Origin of the sequence: Nakamurella sp. (assembly GCF_044224575.1) — a bacterium.
Classification (GTDB): Bacteria; Actinomycetota; Actinomycetes; order Mycobacteriales; family Nakamurellaceae; genus Nakamurella.
In genome coordinates, this window is record NZ_JBGAKE010000033.1 from 15109 (window position 1) to 27889 (window position 12781).

The 12781-nt window shown below is 68.9% G+C and carries 11 protein-coding genes and 1 pseudogene; 2 read left to right on the forward strand and 10 right to left on the reverse strand.

Features of this window, described 5'->3' with window-relative positions:
- Positions 1-31: 31 nt before the first annotated feature.
- The 6 genes and pseudogenes from ACILSK_RS23890 to ACILSK_RS23915 form a co-directional block, all read right to left on the reverse strand.
- Positions 32-346, reverse strand: coding sequence for a hypothetical protein (locus ACILSK_RS23890; RefSeq protein WP_395729692.1), 315 nt, complete (start codon positions 344-346; stop codon positions 32-34).
- A gap of 291 nt (positions 347-637) precedes the next feature.
- Complete coding sequence (locus ACILSK_RS23895; RefSeq protein WP_395729693.1) at positions 638-2482, reverse strand: AMP-dependent synthetase/ligase; 1845 nt, start codon at positions 2480-2482, stop codon at positions 638-640.
- A gap of 407 nt (positions 2483-2889) precedes the next feature.
- The gene (locus tag ACILSK_RS23900) at positions 2890-3495 is read right to left on the reverse strand and encodes a hypothetical protein (RefSeq protein WP_395729694.1); all 606 of its coding nucleotides are present in this window, start codon (positions 3493-3495) and stop codon (positions 2890-2892) included.
- 406 nt (positions 3496-3901) lie between these two features.
- Entirely contained in the window at positions 3902-4534 is a 633-nt protein-coding gene (locus ACILSK_RS23905; protein WP_395729695.1) for a 3-oxoacid CoA-transferase subunit B, read from the reverse strand.
- Positions 4535-4599: 65 nt separating this feature from the next.
- A pseudogene (locus ACILSK_RS23910) lies at positions 4600-4892 on the reverse strand (3-oxoacid CoA-transferase subunit A); the annotation flags it as partial.
- 117 nt (positions 4893-5009) lie between these two features.
- On the reverse strand, positions 5010-5582 hold the full coding sequence (locus ACILSK_RS23915) for an MBL fold metallo-hydrolase (protein WP_395729696.1): 573 nt from the start codon (positions 5580-5582) through the stop codon (positions 5010-5012).
- 375 nt (positions 5583-5957) lie between these two features.
- Here ACILSK_RS23915 and ACILSK_RS23920 point away from each other — a divergent pair, with 375 nt between their 5' ends.
- Positions 5958-7106, forward strand: a complete 1149-nt coding sequence (locus tag ACILSK_RS23920) for a TRAP transporter substrate-binding protein (RefSeq protein ID WP_395729697.1) — start codon at positions 5958-5960, stop codon at positions 7104-7106.
- 61 nt (positions 7107-7167) lie between these two features.
- Here ACILSK_RS23920 and ACILSK_RS23925 read toward each other — a convergent pair whose 3' ends face one another.
- Positions 7168-8262, reverse strand: a complete 1095-nt coding sequence (locus tag ACILSK_RS23925) for a hypothetical protein (RefSeq protein WP_395729698.1) — start codon at positions 8260-8262, stop codon at positions 7168-7170.
- A gap of 358 nt (positions 8263-8620) precedes the next feature.
- On the opposite strand from ACILSK_RS23925, the gene ACILSK_RS23930 reads away from it, so the two are divergent.
- Complete coding sequence (locus ACILSK_RS23930; protein WP_395729699.1) at positions 8621-11362, forward strand: AAA family ATPase; 2742 nt, start codon at positions 8621-8623, stop codon at positions 11360-11362.
- A gap of 395 nt (positions 11363-11757) precedes the next feature.
- Here the strand turns inward: ACILSK_RS23930 and ACILSK_RS23935 are convergent, their stop codons facing one another.
- The 3 genes from ACILSK_RS23935 to ACILSK_RS23945 are packed head-to-tail and all read right to left on the reverse strand — an operon-like array spanning position 11758 to position 12778.
- A complete protein-coding gene (locus ACILSK_RS23935; protein WP_395729700.1) occupies positions 11758-12129 on the reverse strand; it encodes a YbaY family lipoprotein in 372 nt (123 codons plus the stop codon).
- Between the two features lie 14 nt (positions 12130-12143).
- A complete protein-coding gene (locus ACILSK_RS23940; protein WP_395729701.1) occupies positions 12144-12401 on the reverse strand; it encodes a hypothetical protein in 258 nt (85 codons plus the stop codon).
- 59 nt (positions 12402-12460) lie between these two features.
- The gene (locus tag ACILSK_RS23945) at positions 12461-12778 is read right to left on the reverse strand and encodes a hypothetical protein (RefSeq protein ID WP_395729702.1); all 318 of its coding nucleotides are present in this window, start codon (positions 12776-12778) and stop codon (positions 12461-12463) included.
- Between the last annotated feature and the right edge of the window lie 3 nt (positions 12779-12781).

Here is a 12781-nt window from a genome sequence, read left to right on the forward strand (position 1 = left end):
CGCCGACCGGCCGGCGCTGTCGTCACACAGGTCAGCAGTGACCCACGCTGCCCTCCGGCACCGCGATCAGGTCGCGGTGGATGTATCCGGACTGGCCGTCCACATTGACGATGAACCACAACGGGTTTCCGTTCAGCACCTGCCCCTCGCGGAAGCACATGGTGGTCACCGGAGTGTTGGCCGGCAGGTGGTGCACGGCGCCCGTTTGATTGGACGGGCTGGAGTACGTGGTCGCGAACCCCTTGGTCACCCCGATCGCCGATGGTGGCTCGGCGGCCTCGGCAGTGCCGCCGAGAGCACCGAATGCGCCCGCGGTCAGTGCAGCAGCGGCAACAAGTTTGCTCATGGCAAGACCCTTTCGATCGTCGGATCCGGGTGTTTCCCGGACCGCCGTCTCAGAGTCGCTGGAGCCAGGGGACTTCGGTGCCCACCGAACGGCGGATCGACCAGATGACTCCGATTCGCCCGATCGGTGGACACCACAGACGGTCGGCGCGGAGGCCGGTGCGCCGGTGCCTTTCATCGGGTGCGGGGTCGGACTCAGTCACGACAAGGCTTCCCTGCCGAGGGGCCAGCACCCCGTGCTCGTGCCGCCACGATCGGCGCCTGCGCACGATCGTTGTCCGGCCACGGTCGGTCATCCGTGGAACTGTGCGTCGTACATGGAGTCGAAAACCGACTTGTACCGCGACTCGATGACCGTGCGCCGGACCTTCATGCTCGGCGTCAGCTCGTCGTCGCCGACGGTCAAGTCGTGGTCAAGGATCCGGAAGTCCTTGATCGTCTCCCAGCGGTTCAGGCGATTGTTGAGCACATCGATGCACGAGCCGACGTACGCCCGGACGGTGGGATCCGCGGCCAGCGCGACGTAGTCAGCCGACAGACCGTGCGCGCTTGACCACTGGGCGAGGGCCTCGGCGTCGAGCGTGATCAGTGCGGTCGCGTAGTTGCGGCCCTCCGCGTGCACGATCATCTCGCCGGCGATCGGGCACATCGCCTTGAACATCGCCTCGATGGCCTGGGGGGCGATGTACTTGCCACCGGTGGTCTTGGCCAGGTCCTTCTTCCGGTCGGTGATCCGGAGCCGGCCCCGGTCGTCGATCTCGCCGATGTCGCCGGTCGCGAACCATCCGTCGTCGCCCAGCACCTCGGCCGTCATCTGCGGCCGGTGGTGGTAGCCGTCCATCACCCCGGGGCCGCGGATGAAGATCTCGCCGTCGTCGGCCACCCTGATCTCGCTGCCGGCCAGGGGTGGTCCGATGACTCCGATCTGCCGCTCGTCGAGACGGCTGATACACGTCCCGCCGCTGGTCTCGGTGAGCCCGTAGCCTTCGAGGGTCGGCAACCCGGCGGCGTTGAACCACCGGGCCACGTCGGCCGACAACGCGGCGCTGCCGGAGAGCAGGAATCGGATCCGGCCGCCGAATCGGTGACGGATACGGGAGAGCACGAGCCTGTCGGCGAACAGGAGCTGCGCCCGGACCAACGGGCTCGGGCGGCGCTGCGCCAGCCGGGCGTCGGATGCCCGGTCGCCGACCCGGAAGGCCCACGCGAACACGGCACGCCGGAGGCGGCCCTCGTGCTCGATCGCCTGCATGACCTTCGCGCGAACCTTCTCGAAAATCCGCGGCGGTCCGGCCATGAAGGTGGGCCGGACCACGGTGAGGTTCTCGACGATCCTGTCCACCCGGCCGTCGATGGCGGTGCGAAAGCCGATCTGGAGCTGAACTCCCACCAGCATTTTGCCGAAGGCATGGGCCAACGGCAGCCACAGGTACTGCAGGTCGCTCGCCGACATCAGGTCGAGCGTCGTCGCACCGGCGGCGATGTAGGTCCAACACCGGTGCGGCAGTTCGACCCCCTTGGGCTGTCCCGTGGTCCCGGAGGTGTAGATCAGGGTGGCCAGATCGTCGGGCCGCACGGCGGCCACGGACTCATCCACGGCGAACGGGTGCTCGGCGAGGTGCTTGGTCCCCAGGTCCAGCAGATCCTGCAGGCCGATGACCCACTCCCCGTCCGCCGAACCGTCGAAGGTGACGATCCGGTCCAGGCCCGGCAGTTCCGCACGCCGCTGTCTGAGCTTGTCGATCTGTCGTTCGTCCTCGGCGAACACGATCCGAGAGCCGCTGTCGGACAGCACGAACGCGACGCCATCGGCGCCTGTCGCGGGGTAGACGGTCGTGGTCGCGCCGCCGGCGCACAGGACCGCGAGGTCGGCAAACACCCACTCGATGCGGGTGGTGCTCGCGATCGCGACGCGGTCCTGCGCCCGAACGCCGAGCGCCAGCAGGCCCGCAGCCATGGTCGTGACCGTCTCATCGACCTCGGCCCACGTCACCGAGTCCCACCCGGCCTGGGTAGGAAAGCGGAAGGCCTCGACCTGCGGCGTCGCGGTCACCCGATCGCGGAAAAGGCGAGACAGGGATACCGCAGGAGTGGGATATCCGCCGGCGTCCAGCGATCCGGCACTGGTTCTGGTCACGGAACCACACCTTTCCGCCCGCAGACTCGACGACCAGCCCGCGGCGGTCAGCGCGATCGAGAACTCAAGGCGCCCAGCGACTCACGCCGCTTCTCTTCAGCGATGCCGCGGCGTTGGCCGAGGCGATCACGGGGCGAAACCGGACATGCTCACCCCGCCGACACCCGTTCACCATTCTGTCACCCTCGTCCGGTGGGGACAGGGGCCGAAGGTCCCGCATCGACGTGACCCATCGCAGACCGCAAGGATCGGGCTGAACGTCCGGACTTGGGCGCGCCGACCTGGGTGGGTCGGGTGGCCCGGCGGAGTCGCCCGCCGAGCTCCTTCGGAACCGTGCGTCACAGTCTCCCGTCACACGGCCCGTCCTCTGTCGCGACCAGATGAGAGCGGCAGGTCTTCGCGCCCGTTCAGCGGGCCGGCGAGACCAACCACGGCTGGTGCAGGTCGAGGAAGGACAGGTTGTCCATCAGCTGCCCGTCCTGCATCGCCTGGGCCATCTCCGCCGGCGGCGCCATTGTCTCCCGCTGCCGGGCCTCGTCCTCGGAGGTGAAGTACACCGTCTCGACGAACGCCCCGTCTCCGTGCAGAGCGATGGTGGCGCCGATGATCTCCGGGCGCATCCGGTGCATCTCGTCGGTGTACCGCGACATGAGGTCCCGCATCCGGTCGGCGTCGGAGGTGTGGCCCTCCATCACCTGGACGAAGCCGGCTTCGTCGGACCCACCCTGCATCCAGACGTCCACCTGCGGGCAGTCGAAGAAGGTCACCGGCCCGTCGAAGCACCTCTCGGCCTGCGCCCACCAGGCACCCTGTTCCGGGCGCTCGCTGTTGCGTCGAGCCGCCGCCGCGGAGTCGAATCGCACGGTCGCGACGAACATGCCGTCGTCGGTGATGCCACCGGTCGTGCCCAGCCAGCCCTCGGCGCCGGGCTGCAGATCCCGCTGCCAGCTGTCCATGGCCGCCCGTAGGCCGTCGGCGTCGGCCACCTTTCCCTGGATGACTTGAATGAACATTGCCGTTGCCTCCCACCTGTGAAGCCGGGGGCGGGACCGGCGGGCCTCGCCCGGCGCCACTCAGCGCGGCGTCATTTGTCACCTTTGCCCAGATTTCGGCACCGCGCAAGGGAGTCGTCGCTCCGTCCCTGCTACGTATGGGTCCAGGCCGGCGGGACCGTGTCCAACAGGTCGCCCGCCCCCGCAACCGGCCCCGAGTCGACGGCTCGGGCGGGCCGGGCTGGTCTCAGGTTCCAATTCCACCGCCCTGTGGTCACCCCATCAGTGATATTCGGAATCGGACACAGCGCCTACTTTGCCGTGGGAGGTGGCCTGACATTATTCTTCGCAATCGTCTCGCTAGGGCGTCAACAAGACACGTCACCGTCACCGGCGCTGATCTGAGGCGGTTCGGCCGACCGTCCGGTCACAGTGCCCCGCGATCGGCCTGGTTGCCTGACAACGTCAGCCCGACTCGCTGCTCGAGTTCGTCGACGGTGATGCCGAATGTTTCGCGGACGGTGACGTCGCCAAGACAGATGTCGAATACGGCGAGGTCGGTGTAGACCCGGTCGACACAACTGACGGCGGTGAGGGGATAGGTGCAGTGGCGGACCAATTTCGCGGCGCCGTCCTTGCCGAAAAGCGTCATCATCACGAAGACCTGCTTGGCGCCGATCGCGAGGTCCATCGCGCCGCCGCCGGCAGGGATGGCATCGGCGCCGCCGGTGGACCAGTTCGCCAGGTCACCGCCGGTCGACACCTGGAACGCACCGAGCACGCACACGTCGAGGTGGCCGTCGCGCATCATGGCGAACGAATCGGCCTGGTGAAAGTACGACGCTTCCGGCAATTCCGTCACCGGGATCTTTCCGGCGTTGATCAGGTCGGGGTCGATCTCGTCAGCGATGGCTGCTCGACCCATGTTCAACATTCCGCTTTCGGTGTGCAGCACGACTCCGCAGTCCTCGACCAGGTGGTCGGCGACGGTCGTGGGTTGGCCAATGCCCAGGTTGACGTAGGCCCCCGGCGGGATGTCGCGGGCCGCCAGCGCGGCCATCTGATGCTTGTCCAGCGGCCCGTTCATATCGTGACCAACCTGTCCACGTAGATGCCCGGGGTGACCGCGGCCCGCATCCGTTCGGCCAGGTTGCCTTGCGGGACGGGTTCCAGCGCTACCTGACCCGACCGGTAGAGCCGGTCGAACACCCAGGAATCGGATTGCCTCGGAAAGGAGCAGGCTATTTCCGGACTCGGCCGGCAGCCAGGAGCGCGGCCAGCCCGGTGTCGCCGTTGCCGGCGTTGTTCGACACCACCGTGAGGTCACCTGCGTCGGTGCGGATCAGCGCGTCGACCAGTTCGACCGGCATGCCGGCTATCCCGAAGCCGCCGATCAGCACGACCGACCCGCCGGCGATGCCGGTGACCGCCTGATCCGGGTCACGTCAAACCTGCTCGCCGCAAGGCATGCTCGGCCGCCTGGACGGGCGCGATCCCGAAGTCGCGTGGGTCGTTCGCCGCGGTCCCGCGGCCGGCTATCCGCGCCGAAGGGCGCCGTCGACGGAGCCCATGAATGCCAGGGGCGTCAACTGGTGGAACAGCAGGTCGCCGACGAACAGCACACGGACGTCCGGCAGCCACACGACGAGGTCACCGGTGGCGTGCGCGGGATGGCCGGGATGCTCGACCTCGATCCGACGATCCCCCAGGTGCACGGTCAGCGATGTCGACGTGGTCAGCGTGGTCAGCGTGGGTGTGCGCCGGACGACGTTGCCCCAGTCCGGTACCGGTGCCCAGAACGGCGGGCACCCGTCGATGACGGGATCGGCGAGAATCCCGGCCCTGGTGTTCTCGTGACCGATGATCGCCGCGGCCGGCGGCAACAGGCTGTTGCCATGGGTGTGGTCACCATGCAGGTGGGTGTTGACCGCGACCGTGATCGGCGCATCGTTCGAAACCTGTTCCAGGGCAGCCAGAAACGCCCGGGTCCGCCGCTCGGTGGCGCAGGTGTCGATGACCAGGACGCCGGCGTCGGTGACGACGGCCCCGGCGTTGTTCACCCACCACGTGCCGTCCGGCTGGACCCAGGCATAAGCCCCGCCGGACACCAACTGCAGACGTGGTTTTCGCGTTCATCGATCACGGGGGTCCTTCCGTCCTGGTCAGCACCATCGTCCGCGCCGACCGGAAGGCCGCGGGGACACGGCGACGGTCAGTGCATGAAGGAAGTCATCGTGACCGTCCCCAGCCTCATCAGCGTCCATATTGCGCACTTTATCCATTAGGCGTATTTTCGGCAGTCTCCCGGGAACGCGAGAGGAAGCGGCCGGCGGGAGCAGCGACGGCTGTCCGGGCGTCGGGAGGCGGACGACTTGCGTCGGCCGGCGTCGATGATCGCCGCTGCGGACTGCGCCTTCGCAGTCGTCCCGAAGGAGGCACGATGATGAGCAGCGATACCGTGCTGGCGGGGGACGGCGTACCCGATGCCCGCGGCTGACGGCGTCAGAAGGTCGGCCCTCGTTGCGATCGCCTGCGCGATCGTCGGCGGCCTGCTCGGCAGTTGCACGAGTGGAAACTCCACTCTCGACGGGTCGAACTCCAGCGGCCCTGCCGGCTCATCATCGGTGCCCGTTCAGGCGGCGTCAACGACGGTCGAGGCTTCGGCGGCAGGAAGTGCATCCGCGGGACCCAAGGTCATCAGCCTGGCGGGACACGACATGGGCCCCGGTGAAGCTGACGAGTTCGTCGAAGCGGTCGACCAACTGTCACACGGATCGCTGAAAATCTCGCTGCAGCCTGACCTGCACGGGGCCGACCTCGACTACCAGGAGGAGTACATCCAGGACGTACAGTCGGGAAAGTACGACTTGCTCCTGGTCCCGGCCCGGGCCTGGCATCTTGTGGGTTACAACGGCTTCGACCCCTTCGTCGCGCCTTTTCTGATCGAGAGCTTCGGGGTCGAACAAGCAGTCCTCGAGAGCGGACTGGGCACGTCCGCGCTCGACGGGCTGGCCCCGTACGGAGTACACGGGATCGGTCTGATGCCCGGGGTGCTCCGTCATCCCCTCGGCATATTCAAGCCGGTGCTGACTCTTTCGGACATTGCCGGCAAGACCTTCGGGGTGTACCCCTCCCCGATTGCCGACCAGGCGGTCATGGCGATGGGCGCGGCACCCAAGACGATTCCGCCCAGCTTCCCTGCCTCGGGATTGGACGTGGGCGAACAGGACCTTGGCGGAGCGGCCGAACTCGTGTGGGACGTGAATTCCACCGCGATCACCACCAACCTCACCCTCTGGCCCAGAATGCAGACGCTGGTCATGAACGCGGCGTCGTACGGCACGCTCACACCCGACGAGCAGGAGGTACTGCGACAGGCGGTGGCGAATTCCAACCCGGCCAAGATCGACGCGCTGCGGGCCGCCGAACAAAAGGCCGTGACCGACCTGTGCGATTTCCCCTACCAATTGGCTCAGGCAACCGAGACCGATCGAGCGGCGTTCGTCAATTCGGTGCAACCGGTTCTTGCCACCATCGAGTCCGACCCGGCCTCGGCATCGGCGATCGCCGCGATTCGCGATAGTGCCGCCAAGACTCCCGCCGACGACATCGTTCGAACCTGCCCATCGTGAGCTCCCGCCGGGCTCGTCGGGTGGGGTGCGGGCCGGTGTCGGACCGGTGGTCGTTGTCCGCTTACCCGATCTCGGCAAGCGCGGCCGTGGTGACGGTCTGCACGGTCGGGGCGAGGTCGCGCCTCTCCTGGTCGGTCATCGCCCGGCCCTGCATGACGTAGCTCGGCGAGCGGGTCGGGTCCGGCACCTCGTAGGTGGCACCGGTGATCTGCCAGGTGGTGTTGCCCAGCTTGACCGTGAAATCGCCGGTGTACCGGATGACCGGGTTCGTCGAGTCGACCCAGTTCAGCGTGTAGGGGTCGAACTCCAGGTGCAGGGTCTGCCCGCGGGCGACCGAGTCCGTCCACGAGTACCCGTAGGTTGTGCTCACCCCGACCTTCACCACTTTGCCGAGCTGGAACTCGGCGTTCCCGCTGACCTCGATGTTGTTGGTGACGCTCTGCGTCTCGTCGGTGCGGTACTCGGTCCAGTTCGTCGCCCGCGACGTGTTGTTGAACACCGGGGTGCCCACCAGATGCTTGGGTCCCCAGGCGTCCTTGGCCACGCCGGTCGGGGCGAACGAGCAGGTGGCGCTGGGTGTGCCGCCGCCGCAGTACTGGGCGAGCAGGCTGGCGCCCTGCGCGGAGGTGGCGGCTGCGACGTGCGTGGTGGCCTTGTCCATGAACGTCACCGAGTTGCTTGTGGTGCTGGTCTCCGACAGATTGCTGTCGGACACGCTTGCACTGGTCGACTGGCTCGGGTTGGAGAAGCCCGACGACTTCAGCTCGAGGTGGGCCCTGACGGTCCCGAGGCTCGTGCCGTTGTCGCCCAACACGTCGTAGGTGAAGTCGTCGCGCTGAGTGGACATGTAGACGTAGGTGACCTCGACGATCTGGCTGCCGCCCGGCTGGATGACCTCGCCGACGCTCGGTTTGCCCTCGAACCGCTGGTCGCCCTCGATCTTCGCCAGGCGCAACTGATGCCCGCTGTAGTTGTAGATCGTGAATCGACGGCTGGACTGGATGCTCATCTGATCGTCACCGGCGGCCGCGTCACCCGGCGCCGCGGCCGGCTGCTCGGTGACCGACACGCCCACGGGATCGTTGGGGGTGTCCGCGAACGCCGCGGTCGCGCCGGCGGCGCCGCCGAGCAACAGGCCGCCGACGAGCGTCGACATGATCACGGTACGCCGCAGGGCCGCGCCCGACGCCGGTCGCGATGCTCGGGTGGACCTGAAAGCCGTTGCCGCCATGATGATCTCCCCTACTGGTCAGCGGCCCCGGTGGCCGCTCGATGGGGAAATACTCCGGCACCGGGACGCGTCGCACCCCAGGCATAATCCCTAGTCTGCCGAACATCGAGATCGTGAACCGGAGCGCGGACCCGGTCGAGAGGGTCGTACTGAAGAGCGACGACGTCCCTCCACGGGGTGGACATCTATCGCCTCTCGAGTCGTCCAACAGTCCAATGCGGATCTCGTGACTTTATGATCGGCCGGAGCCCTGGTCGCGTGGCGCAGCGGAAGGTCGGCATTGATGCCTAGTCAGAGCCGTCGCGCCAACGAGTCGATCTTCGTCGGCCGGGCCGACGAGCTTGAGCGGATGCAGGCGGCGGCGGCGCAGGCACTGTCCGGCCGGCCCGCCGTGGTCGGTGTCCATGGTCCGCCCGGGATCGGAAAGTCGGCGTTGCTGGGGGAATTCGGCCGCCGGTGTGGTGAATTCCGGACGATCGCGATGACTGCGTTCCCGGACGAGGCCGAGCTGCCGTATGGCCTGATCAGCCAGCTGGCCCTGGCCCTGCGGGGAGGACGGCACGAGCTGGACTGGGCTCGGATCAGCGCCGAGGGCGACCCGGTTGCCGTCGGCATGGCGCTGTTGGAGGCACTGTCGATCGGTGCCACTGATTCCCCGATCTTGCTGCTGGTGGACGACCTCCATCGCGCGGACCGCGAATCCGCGGCTGTGCTGCGATTCCTGATTCGCAGGCTCGTCGCCGACCCGGTCTGCGTCGTCGTCACCACCGGCCGATCGGTTGATCCTGGTGCGCCTGCGATCGTGGGCGGCCATGCCGGGATCCAGACCCTGACGCTGGACGGTCTCGACCTGGCCGATCTGGGCCGACTGGTTCAGCGGTACCTCGGCTTCGAGGGCGCCGTCCGTGACGACGCGGCCGCCCGGCTGGCCGCGTGGACGTCGGGCAACCCGACTATGGCCTGGGCGATGCTCACCGACCCGCAGTGGATGGCCGGGGCGTCCGCGCCCGCCCCGACGGCGCTGGACGGGGCCATCCGCGCGATCGTCGGGCGGTTGCCCCCCGGCAGCCGAGCGGTGCTCGAAGCGCTCGGCGTGCTGGCTTCCCCCGTCGACCTCGCCACAGTCATCGCCGTCGCCGCGGTCGATGGGGCACCCGACGAGCTGATCGAGCCGCTGGTGGGTGGTCGCCTGGTGCGGCGGGTCGGGACCGACTCGGTGCAGTTCGTCAACCCGACGCTGGCCGATGCGGTCGCCGGCACTCTGGACGCCCGCACCCTCCGCCGGCTGCACGAGTCCGCCGCCCGCGCCAGCACGAACACCGGTGACCGCCTGGCCCACCTGGTGGCCGCCCGCGCCGGCCCCGACCCGAACCTGGCCCGAGCCCTGGGCGCCGAGGCCGACATCGAGATCAACGCCGGCAATCTGGTGCGGGCCGGCCAGTACACGCTCTGGGCGTCCGAGGCGGCCGGCGACGACGGGGCCCAGGCGGCGCGGTTGACCGAGACCGTCCGACTCCTGGTCCAGGCCGGCCGTGGACAGGACGCGCTGGACCTCGCGTCCAGGGTCGAGGTGTTGCCACCGTCCTGGGAACGGGACGAGGCGCAGGCCTTGCTGGCGTTGTCCCGCGGGGAGCCGGCGACCGCGATGCAGCTGCTCGAGCGCGCCGGGCGGGGGTGCCCCGCCGATGCTCCGGCCGGGCTGCATGCCCGGCTCGCCATCGAAAAGGCCGTCATCGCAGTCGTGCTGTTCGACGGCGAGAACGCGGTCCGCGCGTCCGCGCAGGCCCGGGCACTGGCCGACCGGCCCGATATCGAACGGCTGGCCGTGGCCACCGGCGCGTTCGGGCGGGCGATCGTCGACGGCCCGACGGCCGCCCTGACCGAGTTGGACCACTTGCCGGCGGCCCCGGCCCTGTGCGCCGAAGGCGATCTGACGGGCCTGACCTTCCGGGGGACGCTCCGCGGTGTCCTCGGCCGGTTCGACGGCGCCATCGCCGATCTGACGGTCGCCGCAAGACGGCGCGAGGCAACGCGGGTCGCGGTGTTCGGGGTGACGGCCCACATTCACCTGTCCTGGTGCCAGCGCGTGGTCGGGCTGTGGGAGGCCGCGGCGCAGACCCTGGCCGTGGCCACCGAGCTGGCCGACGTCTACGGTCGTCCGTACGACCACGCCGCGCTCCGGTCGGCGTCCGCGATCGGTCTGGCCCTGCACGGCGAGACTTCCTCCGCACGGGGGGAACTCGCCGAATCGGTCCGGCTGTCGGCGCGTTCGGACTTCCTCGGACCGTCCTTCCACCAAGTACTTGCACGGGCGACGATCGCCTGGTCGGAGGGTGCGTTCTCGGAGGTGATCGCCCAGCTCAAGCCATTGCTGCGGCGGTCGACCGATCAGCCGCGGACGGACCTCTTCGCTCTCTGGTGGCTACCGGCGCTGGCCGACGCCCAACTGGTGACCGGCCGCAGCGCGGAGGCGGCGGCCACCATCGACCGCCTGGCCGCGGTGGAGAGCGTGCCGGGCTCGATGCGCGACACGGCCGTCGCCTGGCTGCGCGGGCGGATGGCCCGTCGCCGGGGGGACCGCGCAGTCGCGCTGACGATCCTGACTGAGGCGGTCGCCCATCCGGACTTCGAGGACCGGCGCAACGTTTACACCGGCCTGGTGCTGCGAGCCCTGGGCGACGCCCAGTACGAGAGTGGCGACCAGGCGGCCGCGCGCCTGAGCTTGGAGTCGTCGATCCGGACCCTGGACCGGATGGGCTTTGTGCCGCTCGCGAACCGCGCCCAGCAGCGGATGGAGCAGCTTTTCGTCGCGACAGATGCTGGCGGGCATCGGGACGTCCTCGACAGGTTGACGATCAAGGAACGCGAGGTGGCCGCCCTGGTCGGCCGGGGCTGGACGAATCCGGAGATCGCCAAGGCCCTGTTCGTCTCCAGCAAGACCGTCGAGTACCACCTGCGCAACGTGTTCATCAAGCTGAACCTGACAGGCCGTCGACAGCTGCGGGATCTGCTTCAGCTGGCCTGAGCAGGCCTATCAGGGGTCTTCGGACTTGATGAGGCTCCGGGCTCCCGACCTGCGGCGGCTGACGAGCCCCCATCCGGCGATGATCTCGGCGCGCGTCGCGATCGCGCACCTGCCGACCCGACCGGCGCTGTGCGCCTCAAACTTCTTCGCGATCGCGCACCGGGCCGACCCGACCGTCCCCTCGCGTCTGGATTTGGCCTTCTTGATCGTCGCACCGGGGTGTAGCAGGACCCCTTCGGACGGTCACTGGCGGCGAGCCAGCCCGTCACCGGCAGCGATGGGAGGTGGTCGCATATGCCGCCGCACGGCCCGCCCGAGGGGCCGCCCGAACCGAGACTGCCTGATCACCGCAGGCCCGTCGGCTCGCGACGCTGGACGCCCCGGTCCCCTACCGATCATGGCGAGCGCCGGGCCGGCCGGACCCGAAGGACGATTCCGGACGCGCCATCCTTGGCGACCGGGTTGCTCGTCGTGGTGACCAGATCGGACGGTTCGACCCCGGAGGCGCTGGCCCGGGGTCCGGGCGTCACCGCGACCCGCGCCTCCAGCGTCAGGTCGCTGGAGGCGCCGGTCGGCGTCGTGACGGTCATCGAGAACGGCACCATGGTGCGCTCGCCGGCCGGGTGCGCAATTGGCCCCACGACGGTCTCGCCCAATGTCTCCGACGCGGCATCGAGCCGGGATACATCCAGCAGCCGGACGGTCACGACTGCGCCGTCCGCGGCCGGCTGGTCCGGCTCGATCACCACGAATCCAGAGACGTCCATTCCCCGCCCAAAGCTCAGTTCAGGACCGCATAACGGGCCTCGAAATCGACCGGCCCGCCCGTCAGGTTACGCACCTCGATGAAGTATTTCACCAGACCGGCGGCCTGACGATCGACCTTGATCTTCCACTCCAGCTGTGCCGGCCCGTCGACCATCGGCCAGGTTGGGACGGCCTGCCAGAGCACCCGCCACGACTCCGGCCAGCTGTGGGTGAACCAGGTACGGGTCGCCCCGGCCGGCACCTGTCCGCGAAACTGCACGCCAAACCTCATGTTCTGCACTCCTTGTCGATGATGTCGGTCGGTGATGTCATGGATGGATGGGTCGGGGGTCAGCCGGCGGTGGGCGCCACCCCGGCGTCGACCGGCTCGTCGCCGTGACCGTCGGGTCCGGCGGCGGCGAGCGGACCGAGGTCGGCGGGCGCCGCGCCGCCGTCGATCGCGGCCGCCGCCTCCCCGACGGTCGCTGGGCCGAAGGTGGCGGCGGCGTGGTCGCCCGCCGGGTCCTCGGCCGGGGCCGCGCCGCCGTCGAACACCTCGGCAATCGAGGCCGAGGGTTCGAGTGGGACGGTCGGGCTGCCGGCCCCGGCGAGTGCGGGGGCCGGGCCGGCGTCGATATCGACCGGCTCAAGGTGCGGTGTCTGAGTCAACTC

Bases quoted from the DNA above. Each gene is read 5' to 3' on its own strand.
- ACILSK_RS23890 (WP_395729692.1), bottom strand. From the start codon at position 346: ATGAGCAAACTTGTTGCCGCTGCTGCACTGACCGCGGGCGCATTCGGT.
- ACILSK_RS23900 (WP_395729694.1), bottom strand. From the start codon at position 3,495: ATGTTCATTCAAGTCATCCAGGGAAAGGTGGCCGACGCCGACGGCCTA.
- ACILSK_RS23905 (WP_395729695.1), bottom strand. From the start codon at position 4,534: ATGGCCGCGCTGGCGGCCCGCGACATCCCGCCGGGGGCCTACGTCAAC.
- ACILSK_RS23920 (WP_395729697.1), top strand. From the start codon at position 5,958: ATGCCCGCGGCTGACGGCGTCAGAAGGTCGGCCCTCGTTGCGATCGCC.
- ACILSK_RS23925 (WP_395729698.1), bottom strand. From the start codon at position 8,262: ATGTCGACGCTCGTCGGCGGCCTGTTGCTCGGCGGCGCCGCCGGCGCG.
- ACILSK_RS23930 (WP_395729699.1), top strand. From the start codon at position 8,621: ATGCCTAGTCAGAGCCGTCGCGCCAACGAGTCGATCTTCGTCGGCCGG.
- ACILSK_RS23935 (WP_395729700.1), bottom strand. From the start codon at position 12,129: ATGGACGTCTCTGGATTCGTGGTGATCGAGCCGGACCAGCCGGCCGCG.
- ACILSK_RS23940 (WP_395729701.1), bottom strand. From the start codon at position 12,401: ATGAGGTTTGGCGTGCAGTTTCGCGGACAGGTGCCGGCCGGGGCGACC.